The following is a 24,080-nucleotide window of genomic DNA, read 5'->3' on the forward strand; positions in this document are numbered from 1 at the left end:
GTGACTATCGGCGCTTGCGCTGGTCGCGCGTATCACGCTCGGATGTGTCGTCGTCGGACGGATAGTGCGGGATCTCGGACAGCAGCCCGAGCAGGTTGCTGGGGATGCGGATCGGGTGCGAGTCCCGCAGCGCGGCCCGCGCCCGGCTCTGATCCTCGACTTCGGCCGCGCATTCCGGGCACAGGGAGAGGTGGTGCGCGGCCCGCAGGTGCGCATTCATCCGCAGCTCGCCGTCGACGAACGCCGCGATCGCCTCGATGGACAGGTGCTCGGTGGAACGGAACCGGCGCGGGGCGCCGACGGGCTCGTCGCTCTGGGAGGCGAACTGTGCGGGAAGCCAGGAGAACGCGCGGCGGAACACCTCTCCGCGGTCGACCATCACCGCATCCCTTCAAGGACCTCTAAGAAATCTAAGGCGCGCATAATTCGAATGTAGCGCGGCCGGGCCCCCGACACCCCCTGTACGGCCCGCAAAACCCCACGATTCGCAGCCAAATTCACTGCGATCTGGAAGTGCGGGCCGCTAAGCCGACTTGGCCTGGGCCGCGTCGCCGTGTTGCGGGTGCGCGGCCAGGTAGTCGCGCAGCGCCTGGCGCCCGCGGTGGATGCGGCTGCGCACGGTGCCGAGCTTTACGCCCAGCGTGGCGCCGATCTCCTCGTAGGACAGACCCTCGATGTCACACAGCACGACCGCGGCGCGAAATTCCGGCAGCAGCGAATCCAGCGCGGCCTGCAGGTCGGGCCCGAGCCGCGAGTCGTGATAGATCTGCTCGGGGTTGGGTTCGTCCGCGGGCACCCGGTCGTAATCCTCGGGCAGCGCCTCCATGCGGATGCGAGCGCGCCGGCGCACCATGTCGAGGAACAGGTTGGTGGTGATCCGGTGCAGCCAGCCCTCGAAGGTTCCGGGCTGGTAGTTCTGCACCGAGCGGAAAACCCGGATGAAGGTCTCCTGGGTCAGGTCCTCGGCGTCCTGCTGGTTGCCGGAGAGCCGGTAGGCCAGCCGGTACACGCGGTCAGCGTGCTGGCGCACCAGCTCGTCCCACGACGGCATGGTCGCCTTGTCCCCGGTCGCGTCGAACACCGCGGTGCCCTGCAACGCGTCCGTCGGCTCCACCCATTCGTCGTCCCGGCAGTCCTGGGCGTGCGACATGGTGGTCGGGCTCAAAAGCGCTGTGGTGATTGGATCCTCCAGAATTGGCCTGCCGTCGAAGTCCGACAGCTCATCGACCGCGTCAACGCGGAGTTCCCAGCGTGTATTCCCATTCCGGCGATTTGTATTCCCGGTCCCCCGCACCCCGCGTTCCATATGCATACCGTCACCCATCGGCGTATGCGGGGCATAGGAGCAATCTGAGGTTTGGCTGAGAAACCATATCGTTACAAGCGTTGAGCAGGGCGAATCCGTCGGACAGTGAGCTGCGTCGCGCCCCGGGCTCCGGGCGTGTCGGGGCGGTCCGGCTAAGGCGCGCCTGCCCGAGTGCGCGGCGAATTGGAATACGCTGCGGGCATGGACGGCACCGACGAAAAAACCCCCGCCCCGGCGGCCCCGAGTCGAGCCGAATCGCTGGTCGCGCACGCCGAGGCGTCGATATCCGAGGACGCGCTCCTGGCGGCCGCCCGCGAACGCGCCGAGGAGATCGGCGCCGCGGCGGTGACGCCCGCGGTCGGGGCGCTGTTGAGCCTGCTGACCAAGCTCAGCGGCGGCAAGGCCGTCGCGGAGGTGGGCACCGGCGCCGGCGTCAGCGGGCTCTGGCTTTTGTCGGGCATGAGCGACGACGGCGTGCTGACCACGATCGACATCGAGCCCGAGTACCTGCGGATCGCCAAGCAGGCGTTCTCCGACGCCGGCGTCGGACCGTCGCGCACCCGGCTGATCGGCGGCCGCGCCCAGGAGGTGCTCACCCGGCTCGCCGACCAGTCTTATGACCTGGTGTTCATCGATGCCGACCCGATCGACCAGCCGGACTATGTCGTCGAGGGCGTGCGGCTGCTGCGGTCCGGCGGCGTCATCGTGGTGCACCGCGCGGCGCTGGGCGGCCGGGCGGGCGATCCCGCGGCCCGCGACGCGGAGGTGACCGCGGTGCGCGAGGCGGCCCGGCTGATCGCCGAGGACGAACGGCTCACCCCCGCCCTGGTGCCGCTCGGCGACGGGCTGCTGGCCGCCGTCCGCGACTAGTTCTCCCGGCGAGCCAAATCTTTACGAGTTCCTGACGGGGGCACCCCCTTGACCGGTGACTGAACGCGCGTTTAGTGTACTGAACATGCGTTCAGCCGACCTGACCGCAACGGCTCGAATCCGCGACGCGGCCATCGAGCAGTTCGGACAGCACGGCTTCGGCGTGGGACTGCGGGCCATCGCCGAAGCCGCGGGGGTGAGCGCCGCCCTGGTCATCCACCACTTCGGCTCCAAGGAAGGCCTGCGCAGGGCCTGCGACGAATACATCGCCGAAGAGATCCGCGACACCAAGTCGGAGACGATCAAGTCGAACGACCCGGCCACCTGGTTCGCGCGGCTCGCCGAGATCGAGGAATTCGCCCCGATGACGGCCTACCTGGTGCGCAGCATGCAGACCGGCGGCGATCTGGCGAAGATGTTGTGGCAGAGGATGATTGACAACGCCGAAGAGTACATGGAAGAGGGCGTGCGGGCCGGCACGGTCAAGCCCAGCCGCGATCCGAAGGCCAGGGCCAAATATCTCGGTATCAGCGGAGGCGGCAGCCTCCTGCTCTACATCCAAATGCACGACACGCCAACCGATTTGCGTGCGGTCCTGCGCGACTACGCCCGGGACATGATCCTGCCGGCCCTTGAGATCTACACGGAGGGCCTGATGGTCGATCGCACCATGTACGACGCATTTCTGGCAGCAGAAGATCAAGGAGAATCCCATGCCGGCTGACAACTCCGCCAATGTCGCACCCATCGAAATCCGGGGACTGACCAAGAACTTCGGCGCGGTGCGCGCGCTGGACGGCCTCGACCTTACGGTGCGTGCGGGAGAGGTGCACGGTTTCCTCGGGCCCAACGGCGCCGGGAAGTCGACCACCATCCGCATCCTGCTGGGCCTGGTGAAGGCCGACAGCGGAAGCGTCCGGTTGCTGGGCGGCGACCCGTGGACCGACGCCGTGGAGCTGCACCGCCAAATCGCCTACGTGCCAGGTGATGTCACGCTGTGGCCGTCACTGACCGGCGGCGAGACCATCGACCTGCTGGCCCGCATGCGCGGGGGCATCGACGAAGGGCGTCGCGCCGAGCTCATCGAGCGATTCGACCTCGACCCGCACAAGAGGGCGCGCACCTACTCGAAGGGCAACCGGCAGAAGGTTTCCCTGATCTCGGCCTTCTCGTCGCGCGCGCGGCTGCTCCTGTTGGACGAGCCGAGCAGCGGCCTGGACCCATTGATGGAGAACGTGTTTCAGCAGTGCGTCGCCGAGGCGCGCGACCGTGGCACGACGGTCCTGCTGTCCAGCCACATCCTGGCCGAAACGGAAGCGCTCTGTGAACGGGTTACCATCATCCGCGCCGGCCAGACCATCGAGAGCGGCACGCTGGAGTCCATGCGGCACCTCAGCCGCACCTCGATTCGCGCCGAAATGATCGGCGACCCGGGCGATCTCAGGCGGATCAAGGGCGTCGAGGACGTCAGCATCGACGGCAACACGGTGCGCGCCCAGGTCGACAGCGAGAGCCTGGGTGAACTCATCCGGGCCCTCGGCGACGCGGGCGTGCGCAGCCTGGTCAGCCAGCCCCCGACCCTCGAGGAGCTCTTCCTGCGCCACTACGACACCACCGACAAGGTCTCGGCATGAGCACCGCGACCCTGGATCGGCCACGCCACCCGGCGCACCCGGCGCCTCGGGCCGGTTCGAATTTCTCCGGGACGCTTGGGATGCTGCGGCTCTACCTGCGCCGCGACCGGGTCTCGTTGCCGCTGTGGGTGCTGCTGCTGTCGGTGCCCCTGGCCAGTGTCTACGTCGGCAGCGTCCTGAAGGTCTACCCCTCCGAGACCGCCCGCGCCGGGTTCGCGGCATCCATCATGGCCAGCCCGGCCCAGCGCGCGCTCTACGGCCAGGTGTACAACCACAGCGTTGGCGCCGTTGGCATTTGGAAGGCCGGCATGTTCCACCTGCTGATCGCGGTGGCCGTCATCCTCACGGTGATCCGGCACACCCGCGCCGACGAGGAGACGGGCCGGACCGAACTGGTGGACTCGACCGCGGTCGGGCGGTACGCCAGCCTGAGCGCGGCCCTGCTGCTGTCGTTCGGGGCGTCGATCGCCACGGGCGCGATCGGCGCGGCGGGGTTGCTGACCACCGACATCCCGCGCGGCGGGTCGCTCGCCTTCGGCGCCGCGCTGGCGTGCTCCGGGCTGGTCTTCACCGCGGTCGCCGCGGTCGCCGCGCAGCTCTCGCCGAGCGCCCGCGTCGCCCGCGGCACCGCGTTCGCGGTGCTGGGGACGGCGTTCACGCTGCGCGCCATCGGTGACGCCGGCGACGGAACGCTGTCGTGGCTCTCGCCGCTGGGGTGGTCGCTGCAGGTCCGTCCGTACGCGGGCGATCGCTGGTGGGTGCTGCTGTTGCACGTGGCGACGACGTCCGTGCTCACCCTGGTCGCGTACCGGCTGCTCGCCCGCCGCGACGTCGGCGCCGGGCTGATCGCCGAACGTCCCGGTCCGGGCCGGGCCGGCCCGCGGTTGGGCAGCGTGGACGGCCTGACGTGGCGGCTGGACCGCGGCGCGCTGGTGCTGTGGACCGTGGGCCTGTGCCTGTACGGCCTGCTGATGGGCAGCGTGGTGCACGGCATCGGCGACGAGATCGGCGGCAGCGCCATCGTGCGCGACATCGTCGCGCGGATGGGCGGCACCAGCGCCCTGGAGGAGGCCTTCGTCGCGGTGGCATACGCCATGATGGGTATGGTCGCCGCCGCGTTCGCCATCTCGCTCGCCCTGCGCCCGCACCAGGAGGAGACCGGCCAGCGCGCCGAGGCCACGCTGGCCGGCGCGGTCTCCCGAACCCACTGGCTGGCAAGCCATTTGGTGGCCGCCCTCGCCGGGTCAGCGATCGCGATGCTGGTCAGCGGCGTGGCGGGCGGGCTCGTCTACGGGGTCGCGGCCGGCGACGTCGGCGGCAAGGTCGCCGTCGTCGTCGGCACCGCGGCCGTCCAGCTGCCCGCCGTGTGGCTGCTGGCCGCCGTCACCGTCGCGGTGTTCGGCCTGGCCCCGCGGTTCACACCGGTCGCATGGGGTGTCCTGATCGCGTTCATCACCGTGTACCTGATCGGTTCGCTGGCCCGGTTCCCGCAGTGGGTGCAAGACCTGGAACCGTTCGCGCACACGCCGCGGGTCGGCGCCGACTTTACCGCCGCGCCGCTGCTGTGGCTGCTGGCCATCGACGCCGCGCTGATCACCTTGGGAATCATGGCTTTTCGACGCCGTGATCTACGTTGCTAGGGAGGGCACGATCATGAAAACCGCTATTCGACTGGCCGCATCCTCGGTCTTCGGGACCGCCGCGACCTGCTTGATCCTGTTCGGACCGGCGGGCACGTTCCACTACTGGCGGGCATGGGTTTTCCTCGCCGTGTTCACGGTGGCCTCGTTGGGCCCGACGATCTACCTGGCCAAGGCGAACCCGGCGGCCCTGCAGCGCCGCATGCACGCCGGCCCGCGGGCGGAGACCAGGCCGGCGCAGAAGGTCATCATCACCAGCTCGTTCCTGGTCCTCTTCGCGATGATGGCGTTCAGCGCACTCGATCATCGGATGGGCTGGTCCACGGTGCCGGCGTGGCTGTCCCTGCTCGGCGACGCGCTGGTGGCGGCCGGACTCGGTCTGGCCATGCTGGTGATCATCCAAAACAGTTACGCCGCGGCCAACATCACCGTGGAAGCCGGCCAGAAGGTGGCGTCCGGCGGCGTCTACAAGCTCGTCCGGCACCCGATGTATGTCGGGAACGTCATCATGATGGTCGGCATGCCGCTGGCGCTGGGCTCGTACTGGGGGCTGCTCTTCGTCGTCCCGGGAATCGCGGTGCTGGTCTTGCGCATCCTCGACGAGGAGAAGCTGCTCGTCCAGGACCTGCCGGGGTACCGCGAATACGCGCAGCACGTGCGGTATCGCTTGGTGCCCAACGTGTGGTAGTCACCTCGCGAGCGGCCAACCAGCCGCGCTAAATCCAGACGCCCTTACCGACCGCGACCACGCCGCCGGCGCTGATCGCGAAGCGCTCGCGGTCCTTCTCGAGGTCCACCCCGACCATCTCGCCGGGGCCCACGACGACGTTCTTGTCCAGGATCGCGTGCCGCACCACCGCGCCCCGGCCGACACGGGCGCCCGGCATGATCACGCTGCCCTCCACGATGGCGCCGTCGTCGACCACGACGTTCGACGACAGCACCGAATTGCGCACGGACGCCGCCGAGATGATGCTGCCGGCGCCCACCACCGACTCCTGGGCCGAGCCGCCGTTGACGAACTTGGCCGGGGCCAGGTTCTCCGACTCGCCGCGAATCGGCCAGCGCTTGTTGTACAGGTTGAACACCGGATGCACCGAGACCAGGTCCATGTGCGCGTCGTAGAACGCGTCCAGCGTCCCGACGTCCCGCCAGTAGCCGCGATCGCGGTCCGTGGCGCCGGGCACCTCGTTGTCGGAGAAGTCGTAGACCGCGGCGATCCCGTCGTCCACCAAGCGCGGGATGATGTCGCCGCCCATGTCGTGATCGGAGTGGTCGTCATCGGCGTCGGCGCGAATCGCGTCGATGAGGACCTTGGTGGTGAAGATGTAGTTGCCCATCGAAGCGAACGTCGTCTCCGGGTCATTGGGGGTGCCCGGCGGCTCCAGCGGCTTCTCCACGAAATTGCGGATGCGACCGGACTCGTCGGCGTCGATGCAGCCGAATGCGCTGGCGTCGCTGCGCGGCACCCGGATGCCGGCCACCGTCGCGCCGGCCCCGCTGTCGATGTGGAACTGGACCATCTGCTCGGGATCCATCCGATACACGTGGTCGGCGCCGAAAACGACTATGTAGTCGGGGTCTTCGTCGTAGATCAGGTTGAGGGACTGATAGATCGCGTCGGCGGAGCCGGTGTACCAGCGCGGGCCGAGGCGCTGCTGCGCGGGCACCGGGGTGATGTACTCGCCGGCCAGGCCGGACAGCCGCCAGTTCTGCGAAATGTGACGGTCGAGTGAATGCGACTTGTATTGCGTGAGAACACAAATTCTCAAGTAGCGGGCATTGACCAGGTTGGAGAGCACGAAATCGATCAGCCGGTAGGCGCCCCCGAAGGGAACGGCGGGTTTCGCCCGGTCGGCGGTCAGAGGGTACAGCCGCTTGCCCTCACCGCCGGCCAGGACAATCCCCAGCACGTGTGGCGCTTCCCTCATGGCTACAAACTATCGGCCCCCGCGAACCGCTGCCAGGGGGAGCGGCTTATTGGCCGCCCCCTGACGGGCTGTCCGTCAATGGTTTTGGCTCCGCCCGCGGCGCGATCCTCCCCCGAGATGCGCGCGGCCCGGTCGCCGAACTACGGTGCGGGTATGCGGGTTGCGATGATGACTCGGGAGTACCCACCAGACGTCTACGGCGGAGCCGGGGTACACGTCACCGAACTCGTCGCCCAGCTGCGCCGGCTGTGCCCGGTCGACGTGCACTGCATGGGCGCGCCCCGTCCGGATGCCTTCGCGCAGGAGCCCGACCCGCGCATCCACGGCGCCAACCCGGCGCTGTCCACGTTGTCCGCCGACCTGCTGATGGCCAACGCCGCATCGGCGGCGACCGTCGTGCACTCGCACACCTGGTACACCGGGCTGGCCGGGCATCTGACCGCCCTGCTGTACGACATCCCCCACGTCCTGACCGCGCATTCGCTCGAGCCGCTGCGGCCGTGGAAGGCCGAACAACTCGGCGGCGGCTACCGGGTGTCGACGTGGGTGGAGCGGACCGCGGTGCTGGGCGCCGATGCCGTCATCGCGGTCAGCTCGGCGATGCGCGAAGACATTCTGCGCGTGTATTCCGCGCTGGATCCGAGCCAGGTGCACGTCGTGCGCAACGGGGTGGACACCGGCGTCTGGTATCCGGCCGGCCCGGCGGAGAGTGGGTCCGTACTGGCCGAACTCGGGGTGGACCCCGCCAGGCCCATGGTGGCGTTCGTGGGGCGGATCACCCGGCAGAAGGGCGTCGCGCACCTGGTGGCGGCCGCGCACCGGTTCAGCCCGGAGGTGCAGTTGGTGCTGTGCGCCGGCGCTCCCGATACGCCCGAGCTGGCCGAGGAGGTCCGGGCCGCCGTGGCCGAGCTGGCCCGTGCGCGCGATGGGGTGTTCTGGATCCAGGAAATGCTACCGATCGGGGAGTTGCGCGAAATACTTTCGGCGGCAACGGTTTTCGTGTGCCCGTCGGTGTACGAGCCGTTGGGTATCGTGAACCTCGAGGCGATGGCCTGCGCGACGGCGGTGGTGGCGTCCAGAGTGGGCGGCATACCCGAGGTGGTTTCGGACGGCGTCACGGGGTCGCTGGTGCGCTTTGACGCCGAGGACCCGACGGCTTTCCGGGCCGGCCTGGCCGAAGCGGTTAATGAGCTCGTCGCCGACCCCGACAAGGCGAAGCGTTATGGCGAGGCGGGACGTCAGCGGTGCGTCGAGGACTTCTCGTGGGCGCACGTCGCCGAGCAGACGCTGGAGATCTACCGGAAGGTGTGCGCGTAACGCCGCCTTAGCTGGTTACGCCCTTGAGTTCGTCACCCAGGGCGGCGGCTTCGTCGGGCGTCAGTTCCACGACCAGCCGTCCGCCTCCTTCGAGTGGTACCCGCATAACGATGCCGCGCCCCTCCTTGGTCGCTTCCAAAGGACCGTCTCCGGTACGGGGCTTCATCGCCGCCATCGAGTGCTCCCTCCAGATTCGAGCTGGCCCGGCTTCCCGGACCTGGTCGGCGCCGAGCATGCCCCGCCAGTGGATTTCCAGCCATACCCGACATTGAACTGCCAAATCACCCCTCCATTGTTCCCTATTCGGGTCGGCAGTTACACAAAGACCCGCTTCTGATGCGGCATCGGGCCGTCAAACAGGCGTGGCGGGCACCCAGCAACCGCGAATATGGTCATCGACCATGCCGGTCGCCTGCATCAGCGCATAGGCGGTGGTCGGCCCGACGAAGCGGAATCCGCGCCGTTTCAGCTCCTTGGCCATCGCCTTCGATTCGTCGGTGGCCGACGGGATTTCGGAGCCGTCGGCCGGGCGGGGACGCGGCGACGGCGCGAACGACCACAGCAGCTTGGACAGGTCCTCGGCGGATCCCAGCTCGGCGGCGGCGCGCGCGTTGGCGATGGTCGCGTCGATCTTGGCGCGGTTGCGCACGATCCCGGTGTCGGCCATCAAACGCTGCACGTCGGCGTCGGTGTAGCCGGCGACCGTCTCGATGTCGAACCCGTCGAAGGCCCGCCGGAAGTTCTCCCGTTTGCGCAGGATGATCAGCCACGACAGGCCGCTCTGGAAGGCCTCGAGGCTCATCCGCTCGAACAGTGCCACCCCGTCGCGCAGGGTGCGGCCCCACTCCTGGTCGTGGTAGTCGCGGTACATCTCGAAGTCCGGCCCGGGCCGAATGGCCGCCCAACCGCACCGAACCAGGCCGTCGTCGCTCACATCTAGTCCTGACGATTCTCGGCGTCCGCGGGTTCCGCGGCGCCGGGTGGGTCTTCGTCCGCGGCGGCAGACGGGGCGTGCACGGCCGCCAGCTGGCCGCGCAACGCCTCGAGCTCGCGGGCGAGCCGGTCCAGCACCCAGTCCACCTCGCTGGTCTTGTATCCCCGCAACACCTGGGTGAACTTGACGGCGTCGACGTCGGCGCCGGTGACGCCGTAGGCGGGCAGCACCGTCGCGGTCGTCCCGCGCGGCAGGGGCGGCAGCTGCTCACCGCGGCCGAACAGCAGGCTGGCCGCGCCGAACAACACGATCGCCACCAGCACCAACACCACCAGGTACAGCAACACCAATGCCACGCCGTCGATATTGCCCTATCCGACCGACAAACCTAGCGCGGCCTGAGCCCGTTCATCGGCGGCCGGTCGTCCAGCGAGACCGGCGAGGTGTGCGCGGTGTAGCCGTACCCGTCGGGCCCGTCGGCGAAGAACTGGGTCAGCCCGGCCCCGGAGTCGGGGATCCCGCAGCGCGACAGCAGGGTGGCGATGACCTGGCGGCTCATCGCGCCGAGCTCGGCGAGCGGCCGGTTGCGGTGCGCCCGCACGCCGAGGTTGACCTGGGCGATCGCGCCCAGGCCCAGCCGGTCGAAGGTGTCCACCAGCAGCCCGATCTCCACGCCGTAGCCCGGCGCGAACGGCAGCGAGGTCAGCAGTTCGCGGCTGGCCGCGTACTCGCCGCCCAGCGGCTGCAGGATGCAGCTGAGCTCCGGGCGCAGCGCCGCCAGCAGCGGCCGCGCCACCAGCTCGGTCACCCGCCCGCCGCCCGTCGCCGCCGCGGCGCCCGTCTCGCCCACCTTGAGCGGGCGTCGATAGAAGCTCTTGACCAGGTGGATCCCTTGAGAGGGTGGGGCGGTGAGCAGCGGGGCCACCAGCCACGGCACGAACATCGGGTGCGGGTTGATCAGGTCGGAGTCGACGAAAACCACGATGTCGCCGCTGGTCGCCGCGAGGGAGCGCCACAGCGCCTCGCCCTTGCCGGGCCGGACGGGCACCTCCGGCAGCGCCTGTTCGCGGCTGACGACGCGGGCGCCGGCGGCGATGGCGCGGATCTCGGTGTCGTCGGTCGAGCCGGAATCCAGCACGATCAGCTCGTCGACCAGGCCGTCGACCAGCGGTGAGATGCTGTCGATCACCGACTCGACGGTGGCTTCCTCGTTGAGGGCCGGCAGCACCACCGAGACGGTCCGGCCGGCCTTCGCCTCCTCCAGCTCGCGAACCGTCCGGCCGCCACGGCTGCTACGTCGGTCGGCCAGCCAGACGTCCCCGGGCCGCGCGGCGAGCATGCCCACGCCGGCGAGGTCCGCGAGCTCCGTCATGCCAGGCCCCTCACCGTGCGCGCCGGTCGGCGTGTCCCCTGGATCGAGGACACCATCTCCAGCACCCGCCGGGTGGCCTCCACCTGATGCACCCGGAACATTCGGACGCCGGCCGCCGCCGCCAGCGCGGTGGCCGCCAACGTCCCCTCCAGCCGTTCGGTCAGTTCCACACCCAGAGTCTCCCCAACGAAGTCCTTGTTACTCAAAGCCATCAGGACGGGCCATCCGGTGTTAACAAGTTCGCCCGCGTGTCGCAACAAAAGCAGCCCGTGGAAGGTGTTCTTGCCGAAATCGTGGGCCGGGTCGATCAGCACCCGGTCCCGCGCCACCCCGGCCGCGACCGCCCGCTCGGCGGCGCCGGTCACCTGGCGAATCACGTCGTCCACCACCCCGCGTGTCGCGTTCCCGTAGCTCACCCGGAACGGGCGGGTGCGCGGCAGCGCGCCGCCGGTGTGCGAGCACACCAGGCCCGCGCCGAACTCGGCGGCCACCTCGGGCAGGGCCGGGTCGATGCCGCCCCAGGTGTCGTTGATCAGGTCCGCGCCGGCCGCGCAGGCCACCCGGGCCACCCCGGAGCGCCAGGTGTCGGCACTGATCAGCTGGTCCGGGTAGGCGCCGCGCAGCCACTCGATGAAGGGCACCAGCCGGGCGACCTCGGTGTCCTCGTCGACGTCCTCGCCGGGGCCCGCTTTGACCCCGCCGACGTCGATGACGTCGGCGCCCTCGGCGACGGCCCGATGGACGGCGTCCCGGGCCGCCGCGTCGCTGAAGGTCGCACCCCGGTCGTAGAACGAGTCCGGGGTGCGGTTGACGATCGCCATGATCAGCGGGCGATCCCCCGCGACCGGCCGGCCGCAGAACGTCGAATGCACCCGTCCATGGTGCCTGGCCCGGTCCGCGAGTCTGCGGCCAGCCGCACGTTGGACGCCGACGTGCGGCTGGCCGCACGCTCGGCGCAAGCGAACTCAGCCCTTCGGCCGCTTACCCGCCGCGACCTCTTCGGGGTACTCGTCGTAGAACGGCACGTAGCCCTCGTCGCGGCCGGCCAGCACGTACAGCGGATCCTCGACGTCGGACCCGTAGGCCTGCTCGCGCAGCTCCACCTTGCGGCTCTTGAACGTCGAGGTGTGCTCCAGCGTCTTGACCAGCCGCACGAACAACGGCAGCGCATACGGCGGCAGCTGCCCGTACACCGCGCGCGCCAGCGAGTGTCCGTCGAACTCGGCGCCCTCGCGCAGCTGGACCGCGGCCATCCCGGCGCGCCCACCGGTGTGCGGGATCTCGACGCCGAACACCGTGCACTCCTCGACGGACTCGTCGGAGGCCAGCGCCGCCTCCACCTGGGTGGTGGCGACGTTCTCGCCCTTCCACCGGAACGTGTCGCCGAGCCGGTCGACGAACGCGGCGTGCCCCATGCCCTGGGGGCTCATCACGTCGCCCGAGTTGAACCAACAGTCGCCCTCGCGAAAAGCGTTGCGCACCAACTTCTTTTCGGTCGACTCCTTGTCGGTGTAGCCGTCGAACGGCTGCAGCCGGTTGACCGGGCTGAGCAGCAGGCCGGGCTGGCCGGCGGGCACCCGGCGCACCCGCCCGTTCTCGTCGCGCAGCGGCTCGCCGGTGTCGGGGTCGTATTCCACGTAGGCCAGCGGCATCGGGAAGACGCCGGTGGACCGCGGCACGTTGAAGACGTTGATGAACGCGGTGTTGCCCTCGCTGGACGCGTAGAACTCGCACACACGCGCGATGCCGAACCGCTTGGTGAACTCGTCCCAGATCTCCGGGCGCAGCCCGTTGCCCGCGATCACCCGGACCTTGTGCGCGCGATCGGTCGGCTTGGCCGGCTGGTTGAGCAGGTAGCGGCAGATCTCGCCGATGTAGATGAACGCGGTGGCCTCGGTGGCGATCACCTCGTCCCAGAACTTCGACGCCGAGAACGACTTGCCCAGCGCCAGCGTCGCCCCGGAGTTGATCACCGACGACAACGCCACCGTCAGCGCGTTGTTGTGGTACAGCGGCAGGCAGCTGTACAGCGTGTCGGTGCTCTTGAGCCGCAACCCGATGCCGCCGAACGCGGCCAGCGCCTTGAGCCAGCGCAGGTGCGTCATCACGCTGGCCTTCGGGAAACCCGTTGTGCCCGATGTGAAGATGTAGAACGCGGTGTCACGGGCCTGCACGGCCGTCGCCGACGACGGGTTGGTCGCCGGCGCGCTGACGGCGAAGCGGTCCAGGTCCTCGACCGTCAGCGTCTCGGTGGCGCCCGTGCCGCCGCACTCGGCCACCGCGCTGACCAGGTCGGTCTCGGCGATCAGGACCTTGGCGTCCAGCAGGCCCAGGCTGTGCGCCAGCACCTCGCCGCGCTGGTGGTAGTTGATCATCCCGGCGACCGCGCCGCACTTGACCGCGGCCAGCATCGCCAGCACCGCGTGGGGCGAGTTGCGCAGCATGATCGCGACGACGTCGCCGCTGCCGACGCCGTGCGCGGCCAGCACCGCGGCGTACCGGTTGGCGGTCGCGTTGGCGTCGCGATAGGTCACCTGCTGATCGCCGAACCGCAGGAAGACCCGGTCGCCGTGGCGGGCGGCCCGCTCGGCAAACACCGTGCCGATCGATTTCTTGGAGCCGGGCTGGGCCAGCAGACCGGTCCGTGCCCCGCGCACGATCGCCGGCAGGTCGGCCAGCAGCCCCGGCACCCGAGACGCGATGTCGGTCAGCCTGACGGCCGTGCGGGCTCCCCCGTCGTGGTCGGACACGTCATCCTCGATTCCCCTAGGTGCAGATCCGCAAACTCAGGCGGGTGCGCACGCCTCCACTGCGGCCCCCACCTTATCCACCAGCACCAACCGGTCCATCGCCGCTTGCGTGATGTACCCCCTGTCGAGCAGCCCGCACAACCACAGCCACAGCCCCTCGTAGTGCCCGAAGGGGTCCAGCAACACGATGGGCTTGTCGTGCACCCCGAGATAACCCGTGGTCCACGCGTCGAACAGCTCGTCCAGGGTGCCCACCCCGCCGGGCAGCACGATGAACGCGTCGGCGCGGGCCTCCATGATCTCCTTGCGCTCGTGCATGGTGTCACTGACGATCAGCTCGTCGGCGTGGCGGTCGGCGACCTCGAGGCGCATCAGGTGCTGCGGAATGACGCCGACGGTCCGCCCGCCGCGGGCCCGCGCCGCGCTCGCCACCGCGCCCATCGCCGAAACCCGGCCCCCGCCCCACACCAGGGTCCAGCCGCGCTCCGCGATCGCATCACCGAGTTCCGAAGCCAGCTCAAGCAATTCGGCATGCTCGGGACCGGAGGCGCAGTAAACGCACACCGCCCAGTCGGAGCTCATACAACGAAAGGTAGACCACGCCCGGTGCGGCCCGCACACCGCGCGCAATAAACTCCGGCGGGTGCCGATTCGTTGGAACGTCCCCCAACACGCGGCGGCGTTGGAGCGGCTGAACGACGCGCTCGGGAACGGGCGCGGGGCCGTCGCGCTCGGGCCCGACGGCTGCGGCAAATCCACCCTGGCCCGGCTGGCCGCCGAAGGCTACGACCGCGAACACCCGGGCACGCTCACCCGCTGGGTCACCGGCACCCCGACCGAGCGCGCCGTCCCGTTCGGGGCGTTCAGCCACCTGGTGGCGATCTCCGACCTCGGCAAGCCGGCCGCGCTCCTGCGGGCGGCCCGGGCCTCGCTGGGTGACCCAGACCGCCCGGAAGATCTGCTGCTCGTCGTCGACGACGCCCACGAGCTCGACGTCCTGTCGGCCACGTTGGTGTACCAGCTGGCGCTGGCCGGCACGGCCCGGATGGTCGTCACCGCCCGCGCCGAGGCCGCGCCCGAGGCCATCGCGGCGCTGTGGACCGACGGCCTGTTGGAGCGGATCGACGTCGAGGCGCCCGGGGGCGCGACCACGCCCGCCCAAGTCGACGCGTTCCTCGCCGAGTTGCCCGCCGCGGCGCGGGCGGTGCTGGACTACCTCGCCGTCGCCGAGCCGCTGTCGCTGGCCGACCTGACCGCCCTCGCCGGCGCGGGCGCGGTCGGCGCGGCGGAGGACGCCGGCGCGGCCGAAACCCGGGCGCGCGGCGGCAGTTCGGATGTTCCTGACGAGCCGGTCGTGTACACCGCGCACCCGCTGTTCGCCGAGCGGGCGCGCGCCGCGCTCGGTCCCGACGACGCGCGACGACGGCGCAGCGAGGTCGTCGAGCTGCTGTCCCAATGCGCCTCGGACCACCTCAGCGACCGGCTGCGGCTGGCTTCCCTGGCGCTGGACAGCGACACCCCCCAGCGCGTCGCCGACGTCGCCGCCGCCGCGCAGCAGGCGCTGCGCCTGGGCGACCTCGCGCTCGGCGAGCGGCTGGCCCGCTGGGCGCTGGAGCGGTCCGGGAGCCTGGTCGCGCGGCTCTCGCTGGCGCACGCCCTGGCGTGGCAGGGCCGCGGCCGCGAGGCCGACGCGCTGCTCGCCGAGGTCGACTCCGCCGCACTGGCCGAGCCGGCGCTCATGGACTGGGCGCTGCTGCGGGCCGCCAACCAGTTCTGGATGCTCAGCGAGCCCGAGCGGGCCACCGCGTTCCTGCGGACCGTCCGCAACCGGATCGCGGATCCCGGCCCGCGCACCACGCTCGACGCGCTGAGCGCCACCTTCGCGATGAACGCCGGCAACGTCGGATACGCCGTCAAGGTCGCCGGCGAGGTGCTGGACTCGCCGTCGGCCGACGACCAGGCCGTGGCCTGGGCCGCCAGCGCCGCCGCGCTGTGCGCGGCCCGGCAGGGCCGGTTCGGCGACGTCGAACCGCTGGCGCAGCGCGCCCTGTCCGCCGAGCACCCCGGCCTGCTGCGGTTCACCATCGGGCTGGGCCAGACCACCGCGTTGTTGATGGCCGGCGAGCACGCCCGGGCGCGCGAATTGGCCCAGCAGTTCACCGATTTCGCTGAGCTGCAGCAGCCCGGCCGCGCGATCGGCGAGGTGCTGCTGGCACACGTGCTGATCGCCGACGGCGAGTTCGCCCAAGCCGCGGCGCTGCTCGGCCCGGCCGCCGCGACCCTGGAACGCACCGGCTACTCGTGGGGGCCGCTGTCGCTGACGCTGCTGGCCACCGCGCTGGCCCAGCAGGGCGACATCGCCGCCACGGCGAAGGCGCTGAGCCGAGCCGAGTCTCGGCATGGAACGAAGTCGGCGCTGTTCGGTCCGGAGCTCGGCATTGCGCGGGCCTGGCGGCTGGCGGCCACCCGCGACGGGCCCGGCGCCGTCGCGGCCGCCCGCGAGGCCGCCCGGATGGCCGAACGCGGCGGGCAGTCGGCGGTGGCGCTGCGCGCCTGGCACGAGGCCGTCCGCCTGGGCGACACCCGCGCGGTGGACCCGCTGACCCGGCTGTGCGGCGAGGTCGACTGCGCGGCGGGCGGCCTGGCGCTCGCCCACGCGCGCGCCTTGGCGGCCGGCGACGCGGCGGCGCTGCGGGCCGTGGCGGACGAGCTGGCGGCCGTCGGGATGCACGCCGCGGCTGACGATGCCGCCGCGCAGGCGCGCCGCATTGTGCGCCAACCGTGACTCCCCCGAGTTACCACAGTGACTATTGCGCCTCACTGTTTCCCAGAGTGACTTCGCTCGGGGCTTGGAGGCTGCATGCGTATCCGCCCTTCGCGCGCGGCCAGGCTGCTCGCGGCCGGTTTGCTGATCGCCGCGCTGACGACTGACGCGTCGTCGGTCGTCGCCCCGCTACGCGCCCTGGCGGCGCCCACCGGGCCGACGCTACCGCTCGGCCACGCCGGCCGGTGGATGACCGACGCCGACGGGCGCGTCGTCATCCTGCACGGGCTCAACCAGGTGTACAAGGTGCCGCCCTATACGCCGTCGGCCGACGGGTTCGGCGACGACGACGCGGCCTTCCTGCAGGCCAACGGCTTCAACGCGATGCGGGTCGGCGTCATCTGGGCCGCCGTGGAACCCCAGCCGCTCACCTACGACGACAACTACCTCACCTCGATCGCGCAGACCGTGGCCACGCTGGCGTCGCACGGCATCGTCAGCCTGCTCGACTTCCACCAGGACCTCTACAACGAGGCGTTCCAGGGCGAGGGCGCCCCGGCGTGGGCGGTGGCGCAGGCGGGCCTGCCCAACCCGCAGCTGGGCTTTCCGGGCAACTACTTCCTCAACCCCGCGGAGGAGTTCGCCTGGAACGCCTTCTGGCGCGACGCCCCGGCGCCCGACGGGATCGGGCTGCAGGACCACTACGCGCGCGCGTGGGCGCACGTCGCGGGCTTCTTCCACGGCAACCCGGGCGTCTTCGGCTACGAAATCCTGAACGAGCCGTGGCCCGGCTTCATCTGGGAGGGCTGCTTCAACTTCGTGCTGGGCTGCCCGATCCAGGACCACAAGCTGACCGTGTTCTATCGGAAGGTGGTGCCGGTCATCCGCACGGCCGACCCCACCACGCTGGTGTTCTTCGAGCCGAACACGCTGTCCGACGAGGGCGTCCACACCGACATCGGCGGGGTGGCCGACCCGAACACCGGGTTCTCGTTCCACGACTACTGCGCCATCGAATCGGTGCTGCACAAGAACATCACCTGCCGCTTCGAGGACGGCCTCACGATCACCAACGCCAACCTCTACTCGGGCTTCCACCACGTCCCGCCGCTGCTGACGGAGTTCGGCGCCACCAACGACCTGAACAACCTCGCCGAGGTGACGCGCCACACCGACCACCAGCGGATGGGCTGGCTGGAGTGGGCCTACACCGGCAACGACAAGACGAGCTCGTCGCCGACGGACCAGGCGCTGGTCTTCGACCCGAGCCAGCCGCCGACGGGAGCCAACGTGAACGCGGCCAAGCTCGCGGTGCTCGCCGCGCCGTACCCGCAGGTGGTGGCGGGCACGCCGAGGGGGTGGTCGTTCCGATCGGGCGTCTTCCGGCTGTGCTACACGATCGAGCGGGCCGACCATGCGGGCAATTTCGCCCCCGGCGCGCAGACCTTCATCTCGGTACCGCCCGTCGAGTATCCGAACGGCTACCAGGTGAGTATCACTGGCGGACAAGTGGTTTCGGCACCCAACGCACCCGTGCTGGCCGTCGTGGCCAGCCCGGGCGCGGCCAGGGTCGACGTGGCCGTGGCGCCGGCGTGACGCCCCGACGTTCCGCCGAACGTCGCGCTAGCGCGGCCGTCGGCGCCGAACGCCACGCCGGCGCGCGACTCGGCCACGTCAGCCGCTCAGATACCGCCGCAGCGTCTCCACCGCGGCGGTGATGTTGGCGACCGGCACACGTTCGTCGCGGGTGTGCGCCAGGTTGGGATCGCCCGGCCCGAAGTTGACGGCCGGGATGCCCAGCGCGGCGAACCTCGCCACGTCGGTCCAGCCGTATTTCGCGCGCACGCGCCCGCCGGCGGCCTCGACCAGCGCCTTGGCCGCGGGCTGGGACAGGCCGGGCAGCGCGCCGGCCGCCGAGTCGGTCATCTCGATCCGGACGTCCAGCCCGTCGAACACCTCGTGCACGTGCCGCAGCGCCGCCTGGACCGACCGGTCCGGGGCGAACCGGAAGTTGACCGTCACCGCGGCCGCGTCGGGGATCACGTTGCCGGCCACGCCGCCGTCGATGCGCACCGCCGACAGGCCCTCGCGGTACTCACAGCCGTCGATGTCGACGCTGCGCGCCCGGTAGGAGGCCAGCCGGTCCAGCACCGCGCCGAGCTTGTGAATTGCGTTGTCGCCCAACCAGGATCGCGCCGAATGCGCGCGCGTCCCCGCGGCGCTGACCACCACGCGCAGCGTGCCCTGGCAGCCGGCCTCGATGTAGCCGCCGGTCGGCTCGCCCAGGATCGCGACGTCGGCCGTCAACCACTCCGGCAGCTCGCGCTCGATGCGGCCCAAACCGTTTGCCGCCGCGTCGATTTCCTCGCAGTCGTAGAAGACCAGCGTCAGGTCGTGCACCGGCTCGGCGACGGTGGCGGCCAGGTGCAGGAAGACGGCGTCACCGGATTTCATGTCCGCGGTGCCGCAACCCCACAGGTCGCCGCCCTCCAAGCGACTCGGCAGGTTGTCCGCCACCGGCACGGTGTCGAGGTGCCCGGCCAGCAGCACCCGCGACGGCCTGCCCCGCGAAGTACGCGCCAGCACGGCGTTGCCGTTACGGACGATCTCGAACCCGTCGGTCTGGGCGCGCAGCGCTGCCTCCACCTCGTCGGCGAGGCGCGCCTCGTCGCGCGATTCGCTGGGGATGTCGACCAGCGCCGCGGTCAGCTCGACGGGGTCCCCGCATAGGTCCAGCACGCCCCCAAGGGTAATGGGTCGCCTTCATTCGGCGAGCAGACGCAGAATCGCACTATCCGCCTTGGGATGCGATTCTGCGTCTGCTCGGCGGCACAAGTAACCTGGCCGCCGTGACTGGAGCTGCAGGCATTGGGTTGGCGACGCTGGCCTCCGACGGGTCGGTGCTCGACACGTGGTTTCCCGCACCGGAACTGACGGAATCGGGCGCCGGCGGCACGTCGCGGCTGGCGTTGTCCGACGTTCCGCCGGAACTGGTCACCCTGGTCGGCCGCGACGACGAGCGCGGCACCGAGACCGTCGCCGTGCGCACGGTCATCGGTTCGCTGGACGACGTGGCCGCCGACGCCTACGACGCCTACCTGCGGCTGCATCTGCTGTCGCACCGGTTGGTGGCGCCGCACGGGCTGAACGCCGGCGGCTTGTTCGGGGTATTGACCAACGTCGTGTGGACTAACCGCGGTCCGTGCGCGATCGAGGGTTTCGAGGCCGTGCGCGCGCGGCTGCGCCGCCACGGGCCGGTGACGGTCTACGGCGTCGACAAGTTCCCGCGGATGGTCGACTACGTCCTGCCCACCGGCGTGCGCATCGCCGACGCCGACCGGGTCCGCCTGGGCGCGCACCTGGCGCCGGGCACGACGGTGATGCACGAGGGCTTCGTCAACTACAACGCCGGCACCCTGGGCGCGTCGATGGTCGAGGGGCGCATCTCGGCCGGGGTCGTGGTGGGCGACGGGTCGGACATCGGCGGCGGGGCGTCGATCATGGGCACGCTGTCCGGCGGTGGCACCGAAGTGATTTCGATCGGCAAGCGCTGTCTGCTCGGCGCCAACGCGGGCCTGGGCATCTCGCTGGGCGACGACTGCGTCGTCGAGGCCGGCCTGTACGTCACCGCGGGCACCAAGGTCACCATGCCCGACGGCAAAGCGGTCAAGGCCCGCGAGCTCTCCGGCGCCAACAACCTGTTGTTCCGGCGCAATTCGGTCACCGGGGCGGTCGAGGTGGTGGCCCGCGACGGTCAGGGCATCGCGCTCAACGAGGACCTGCACGCCAACTGAGTCAGCGGGGCGCATCCTCCAAACCCAGTGCGGTGCCGTTGGTTTCCGGCAGCAGGTAGGTGCAAAGAAGGCCGACCGTCGTCAGCGCGGCCAGCATGGCGCCGATCGCCCAGCTGCCGTACGTCGCGACCAGCGTCCCGGCCAGCAGCGGCGGCAGGGCACCGCCGACGACTCCGGCGAGGTTGAGGGCCAGCGCCGACCCGCTGTAGCGGTAACGCGTGGCGAACAGCTCCGGGATGAAGGCCGCGGTGGGCCCGGCGCCGATCGCCCCGCCGACGGCCATGCCGACGACGGCGACCACGTACAGCGCCGGGTTGCGGGTGTTCAGCAACGGCATCACCACGAACGCCCACGGCAGCAGCAGGGACCAGCCCAGCAGCATCAGGCGGCGGCGCCCGACCAGGTCGGAGAGGGTGGCCGACGCCGCGACCGTGGCGATGCTGACAAGCCCGGTCAGAGCGCCCACCGACCAGATGAAGCCGCGCGTATACCCGAGGTGCGAATTGGCGTAGATGAGCAGATAGGTGTGACCCAGGTAGCCGAAACCGAACCCGCCCAGCAAGCTGCCGCCGGCCAGCAGGATCTCGCGGCGCTGCAGGCGCCACACCTCCCCGAGCGGCGCCTTGGGCACCAGGTCGCGCGCCTTCTCCTCGGCGAACACGGGGGTCTCGTCGATGTTGAGCCGCACGTAGAGCGCGATCCCGATCAGCGCGGCGCTGAACAGGAACGGCAGCCGCCATCCCCACTGCATGAACGCGGCGCTGCGTTCCCCGATGCTGAAGTTGACGCCCAAGAAGGTCAGGCTGGCCAGGACGGCCGCGGTGCCGGCGCCGAGCAGGGTGAACATGCCGTAACGGCCCCGCCTGCCGGGCGGCGCGTACTCGGCGCTCAGCAGCGCCGACCCCGCCCATTCGCCGCCGACGGCGAACCCCTGCATGAGCCGCAACACGATCAGGATCAAGGGGGCGGCCACCCCGATGGCGGCTGTGCTGGGCACCAGCCCGACGCTGACGGTCGAGACGGCCATGATCAGCAGCGTGGCGATCAGCGTCTTCTTGCGGCCCAGCCGGTCGCCGAAGTACCCGAACACCGCGGCGCCCAGCGGCCGGGACAGGAAGGCCGTCGCGAACGTCGCCAGCGAGGCGATGACGCCCAGCGTCGAACCGAGCCGCGGGAAGAACACCGTCGGGAACACCAGCGCGGCCGCGGTGCCGTAGATCAGGAAGTCGTAGTACTCGATCGCCGAGCCGACGAGGCAGGCGGCCGCCACCCGCCGCATGGGGGTGCGGGCGGGTGCGGGCGCGACCGTCGGCAGTTCCGTCACGCCTACGACGGTAGGTGAAGGTTCACCGTCCCGCTCGATGGAAAACCTGGCAAAACGCTGCGTGTCGCCTAAGCGCTCAGCGCTCAGCCCTCGGACAGCAGCTGCTTCTTGAGGACCTTGCCCATGGCGTTGCGCGGCAGCGCCGCCACCAGGCGGACCTCCCGCGGCCGCTTATGGATCGACAGCTCCTTGGCGACGTGCTCGATCAGCTCGTCGGCGCGCAGCTCGGACGAGCCGACGACGTAGGCGACGATGCGCTGGCCCAGGTCCTCGTCGGGCAGGCCGACGACGGCGGCCTCGGCCACGCCGGGGTGCCCCAGCAGCGACGTCTCGATCTCGCCCGCGCCGACGCGGTATCCGCCGGACTTGATCAGGTCGACCGACTCGCGCCCGACGATGCGGTGCATGCCGTCGCCGTCGATCACCGCGACGTCGCCGGTGCGGTAGAAACCGTCCGGCGCGAACGCCTCCGCGGTGGCCTCGGGCCGGTTCAGGTAGCCGTCGAACATCATCGGCCCGCGAACCTGAAGGCGCCCAACGGTTTCCCCGTCCTGCGGCACCGGGTTGTCGTCGTCGTCGAGCAGCCGGGTTTGTACGCCGGCGACGGGCAGGCCCACCCAGCCCGCGCGGCGCTCGCCGTCGGCGCGCGTCGAGATGGTGATCAGCGATTCCGAGGCGCCGTAGCGTTCGATGGGCTGATGCCCGGTGAGCCCGGCCAGCCGGTCGAACACCGGGACCGGCAGCGGCGCGCTGCCGGACACCAGCAGCCGCGCCGGGCGCAGCGCCTCGGCCGCCGAGCCGTCGGCGACCACCCGCGACCACACGGTGGGGACCGCGAAAAACAGCGATCCGCCCCATTCCGCGGCCGCCTGCGCGTAGCCGGCCGGTGTCGGTCTTCCGGTGTGCACGAAGCGATTCCCGATCCGCAGCGACCCGAGCAGGCCCAGCACCAGCCCGTGCACGTGGAACAGCGGCAGGCCGTGCACCAGCACGTCGTCGGCCGTCCACTGCCAGGCCTCGGCCAGCGCGTCGAGGTCGGCGGCGACGGCGCGGCGGCTCAGCTGCACGCCCTTGGGCAGCCCGGTGGTGCCCGACGTGTAGATGATCATCGCGGTCGCGTCCGGCGGGGGCTCGGGGTAGCGGTGCCAGGAGCGGGCGTGCAGGCGCACCGGGATGTGCGGCAGCCCGTCGCGGTCGTCCGGCTCGGGGCCCAGCCAGGCTTCCGCGCCGAAGTCGGTGAGCATGTGCCGGCGCTCGGCCACGCCCACGTCGGACGGCACCGGCACGAAGGGCACGCCGGCGATCAGGCAGCCGGTGACCGCCAGCACGGTGGCCGCGCTCGGCGTGGCCAGGACCGCGACCCGGTTGGCGCCGGCGACCCGCTCGGCCACCGACGTTGCGGCGCCGACCAAGTCGCTGCGGCTGAGCGTGGCGCCGTCGATGCGCACCGCGTCGGCGATGTCGGTGGTGGTAACGGCCGAGGGGTCCAGCGACGCGAGCAGCACGTCTGCAGGTTACCCGGCAGCGTCAGGGCTGCTCGTCCCAGATCTTCGTCAGGGTGGCCAAGATCTCCTCGCCGCGGCCCAGCCCGGCGAGGTGGCTTTCGCCGGGCAGCACGATGAGCTCGGCGTCGGGCAGCAGGGACACCACGTGCTCGCCGTGGGCGAACGGAACGATGTGGTCGCTGTCGCCGTGCCACCAGCGGACCGGGACTTTGACCTCGTCGAGCCGAAAGCCCCAGTCCCGGGTGAACAGGATGACATCGTTGAAGGGTGCCGCCAGTTGCTTGCGGCTGCCGTTGAGCAGGTCGTCGAGGAACATCGCGGCGAACTCCGGCCGGGTGAGCAGTCGCCGGTCGCCTTCCGGCGACACCGCTGCATACAGATACAGCGCGGGATTCGCGACGGGACGGATCATCCGGATCACCAGGCTCGCCCCGATTCGCAGCGGGTCACCCCCCAGTTTCAGCAGCGGCGCGGCCCGCTTGCCCAGGTTCATCAGGCCGCTGGTGATCCCCTCGTCGCCGAGGAACGGCGCGACGCCGCCCAGCACGCCGGCCGCCACCACGCGGTCGGACAGCACCGCGGCGGACGCGAGCGCGTACGGGCCGCCGCCGGACAGGCCGATGACCGCCATCTTGTCGATGCCCAGGGTGTCGGCGATGGTCCGCAGGTCGTCGCCGAATGCCCGGATGTTCTTGTACCGATGCGGCGTCGACGACCCGATGCCCGGCCGGTCGATGCCGATCAGGCGGATGTCGTGCTCTTCGGCGTAGACCCGGGCCTCGATGGGGATCTGCCGACGGGCGCCGGGAGTTCCGTGGAACCAGAAGAACGCGCGACCCCAGGGGGCGCCGAACTCGGCGAAGCCGATCTGGCGATCCTCCCCGACCGCGATGTTGCCTTCGAGCTTGGGGCGGGCGATCTGGATGACCATGCCAGCAG

23 protein-coding genes are annotated in these 24,080 nt (G+C 70.6%); 9 read left to right on the plus strand and 14 right to left on the minus strand.

The genetic code is table 11. The annotated features are described in order from the left end of the window. Positions 1-4 precede the first annotated feature (4 nt). The gene (gene rseA, locus AC5Y5E_RS20735; RefSeq protein WP_499904633.1) at positions 5-379 is read right to left on the minus strand and encodes an anti-sigma E factor RseA; all 375 of its coding nucleotides are present in this window, start codon (positions 377-379) and stop codon (positions 5-7) included. A 144-nt stretch (positions 380-523) separates the two neighbouring features. Next, on the minus strand, positions 524-1,306 hold the full coding sequence (gene sigE / locus AC5Y5E_RS20740) for an RNA polymerase sigma factor SigE (protein ID WP_499905027.1): 783 nt from the start codon (positions 1,304-1,306) through the stop codon (positions 524-526). Positions 1,307-1,507: 201 nt separating this feature from the next. Between sigE and AC5Y5E_RS20745 the strand changes: the two genes are divergently transcribed. From AC5Y5E_RS20745 to AC5Y5E_RS20765, 5 genes are all read left to right on the plus strand, one after another. Next, positions 1,508-2,176, plus strand: a complete 669-nt coding sequence (locus AC5Y5E_RS20745; protein WP_499904634.1) for an O-methyltransferase — start codon at positions 1,508-1,510, stop codon at positions 2,174-2,176. Positions 2,177-2,261: 85 nt separating this feature from the next. Next, a complete protein-coding gene (locus AC5Y5E_RS20750) occupies positions 2,262-2,900 on the plus strand; it encodes a TetR/AcrR family transcriptional regulator (RefSeq protein ID WP_499904636.1) in 639 nt (212 codons plus the stop codon). Beyond that, entirely contained in the window at positions 2,890-3,810 is a 921-nt protein-coding gene (locus AC5Y5E_RS20755) for an ABC transporter ATP-binding protein (RefSeq protein ID WP_499904637.1), read from the plus strand. The genes AC5Y5E_RS20750 and AC5Y5E_RS20755 overlap by 11 nt, the downstream gene beginning before the upstream one ends. Then, positions 3,807-5,450, plus strand: a complete 1,644-nt coding sequence (locus AC5Y5E_RS20760; RefSeq protein ID WP_499904639.1) for an ABC transporter permease — start codon at positions 3,807-3,809, stop codon at positions 5,448-5,450. Before AC5Y5E_RS20755 ends, AC5Y5E_RS20760 begins: the two co-directional genes overlap by 4 nt. Positions 5,451-5,463: 13 nt before the next feature. Further along, positions 5,464-6,138, plus strand: a complete 675-nt coding sequence (locus AC5Y5E_RS20765; RefSeq protein ID WP_499904641.1) for a methyltransferase family protein — start codon at positions 5,464-5,466, stop codon at positions 6,136-6,138. Between the two features lie 28 nt (positions 6,139-6,166). Here AC5Y5E_RS20765 and glgC read toward each other — a convergent pair whose 3' ends face one another. Beyond that, the gene (glgC, locus tag AC5Y5E_RS20770) at positions 6,167-7,381 is read right to left on the minus strand and encodes a glucose-1-phosphate adenylyltransferase (RefSeq protein ID WP_499904643.1); all 1,215 of its coding nucleotides are present in this window, start codon (positions 7,379-7,381) and stop codon (positions 6,167-6,169) included. Positions 7,382-7,534: 153 nt separating this feature from the next. Between glgC and glgA the strand changes: the two genes are divergently transcribed. Continuing rightward, positions 7,535-8,698: a glycogen synthase gene (gene glgA / locus AC5Y5E_RS20775; protein ID WP_499904645.1), complete on the plus strand. Its 1,164-nt coding sequence runs from the start codon at positions 7,535-7,537 to the stop codon at positions 8,696-8,698. Positions 8,699-8,705: 7 nt separating this feature from the next. Here glgA and AC5Y5E_RS20780 read toward each other — a convergent pair whose 3' ends face one another. The 7 genes from AC5Y5E_RS20780 to log form a co-directional block, all read right to left on the minus strand. After that, complete coding sequence (locus tag AC5Y5E_RS20780; protein ID WP_003406247.1) at positions 8,706-8,873, minus strand: DUF3117 domain-containing protein; 168 nt, start codon at positions 8,871-8,873, stop codon at positions 8,706-8,708. Between the two features lie 177 nt (positions 8,874-9,050). Then, on the minus strand, positions 9,051-9,632 hold the full coding sequence (locus tag AC5Y5E_RS20785) for a DNA-3-methyladenine glycosylase I (RefSeq protein ID WP_499904647.1): 582 nt from the start codon (positions 9,630-9,632) through the stop codon (positions 9,051-9,053). Between the two features lie 2 nt (positions 9,633-9,634). Further along, entirely contained in the window at positions 9,635-9,988 is a 354-nt protein-coding gene (locus AC5Y5E_RS20790) for a DivIVA domain-containing protein (protein WP_499904649.1), read from the minus strand. A 32-nt stretch (positions 9,989-10,020) separates the two neighbouring features. Then, positions 10,021-11,004 carry a glucosyl-3-phosphoglycerate synthase gene (locus AC5Y5E_RS20795; RefSeq protein ID WP_499904651.1) on the minus strand — a complete coding sequence of 328 codons (984 nt, stop codon included), beginning with the start codon at positions 11,002-11,004 and terminating at the stop codon, positions 10,021-10,023. Continuing rightward, positions 11,001-11,825 carry a dihydropteroate synthase gene (gene folP, locus AC5Y5E_RS20800; protein ID WP_499905028.1) on the minus strand — a complete coding sequence of 275 codons (825 nt, stop codon included), beginning with the start codon at positions 11,823-11,825 and terminating at the stop codon, positions 11,001-11,003. Before folP ends, AC5Y5E_RS20795 begins: the two co-directional genes overlap by 4 nt. Positions 11,826-11,969: 144 nt before the next feature. Continuing rightward, entirely contained in the window at positions 11,970-13,754 is a 1,785-nt protein-coding gene (gene fadD6 / locus AC5Y5E_RS20805; protein ID WP_499904653.1) for a long-chain-acyl-CoA synthetase FadD6, read from the minus strand. A 36-nt stretch (positions 13,755-13,790) separates the two neighbouring features. Beyond that, positions 13,791-14,336, minus strand: coding sequence for a cytokinin riboside 5'-monophosphate phosphoribohydrolase (log, locus tag AC5Y5E_RS20810; protein WP_499904655.1), 546 nt, complete (start codon positions 14,334-14,336; stop codon positions 13,791-13,793). A 61-nt stretch (positions 14,337-14,397) separates the two neighbouring features. Between log and AC5Y5E_RS20815 the strand changes: the two genes are divergently transcribed. Next, positions 14,398-16,539, plus strand: a complete 2,142-nt coding sequence (locus tag AC5Y5E_RS20815; RefSeq protein ID WP_499904657.1) for an AAA family ATPase — start codon at positions 14,398-14,400, stop codon at positions 16,537-16,539. A gap of 75 nt (positions 16,540-16,614) precedes the next feature. After that, a complete protein-coding gene (locus tag AC5Y5E_RS20820; protein WP_499904659.1) occupies positions 16,615-18,114 on the plus strand; it encodes a cellulase family glycosylhydrolase in 1,500 nt (499 codons plus the stop codon). A 78-nt stretch (positions 18,115-18,192) separates the two neighbouring features. Here AC5Y5E_RS20820 and dapE read toward each other — a convergent pair whose 3' ends face one another. Further along, on the minus strand, positions 18,193-19,257 hold the full coding sequence (gene dapE / locus AC5Y5E_RS20825) for a succinyl-diaminopimelate desuccinylase (RefSeq protein WP_499904661.1): 1,065 nt from the start codon (positions 19,255-19,257) through the stop codon (positions 18,193-18,195). Positions 19,258-19,358: 101 nt separating this feature from the next. On the opposite strand from dapE, the gene dapD reads away from it, so the two are divergent. Beyond that, positions 19,359-20,312 (plus strand): 2,3,4,5-tetrahydropyridine-2,6-dicarboxylate N-succinyltransferase, encoded by a 954-nt coding sequence (gene dapD, locus AC5Y5E_RS20830; protein WP_499905029.1) that lies wholly within the window; start codon positions 19,359-19,361, stop codon positions 20,310-20,312. 1 nt (position 20,313) lies between these two features. Here the strand turns inward: dapD and AC5Y5E_RS20835 are convergent, their stop codons facing one another. The 3 genes from AC5Y5E_RS20835 to AC5Y5E_RS20845 form a co-directional block, all read right to left on the minus strand. After that, positions 20,314-21,591, minus strand: a complete 1,278-nt coding sequence (locus AC5Y5E_RS20835) for an MFS transporter (protein WP_499905030.1) — start codon at positions 21,589-21,591, stop codon at positions 20,314-20,316. A gap of 128 nt (positions 21,592-21,719) precedes the next feature. Further along, the gene (locus AC5Y5E_RS20840; RefSeq protein ID WP_499904663.1) at positions 21,720-23,141 is read right to left on the minus strand and encodes an acyl-CoA synthetase; all 1,422 of its coding nucleotides are present in this window, start codon (positions 23,139-23,141) and stop codon (positions 21,720-21,722) included. A gap of 22 nt (positions 23,142-23,163) precedes the next feature. Further along, a complete protein-coding gene (locus AC5Y5E_RS20845) occupies positions 23,164-24,072 on the minus strand; it encodes an alpha/beta fold hydrolase (RefSeq protein ID WP_499904665.1) in 909 nt (302 codons plus the stop codon). Positions 24,073-24,080 lie beyond the last annotated feature (8 nt).

This window comes from Mycobacterium sp. NGS54, from assembly GCF_059812465.1.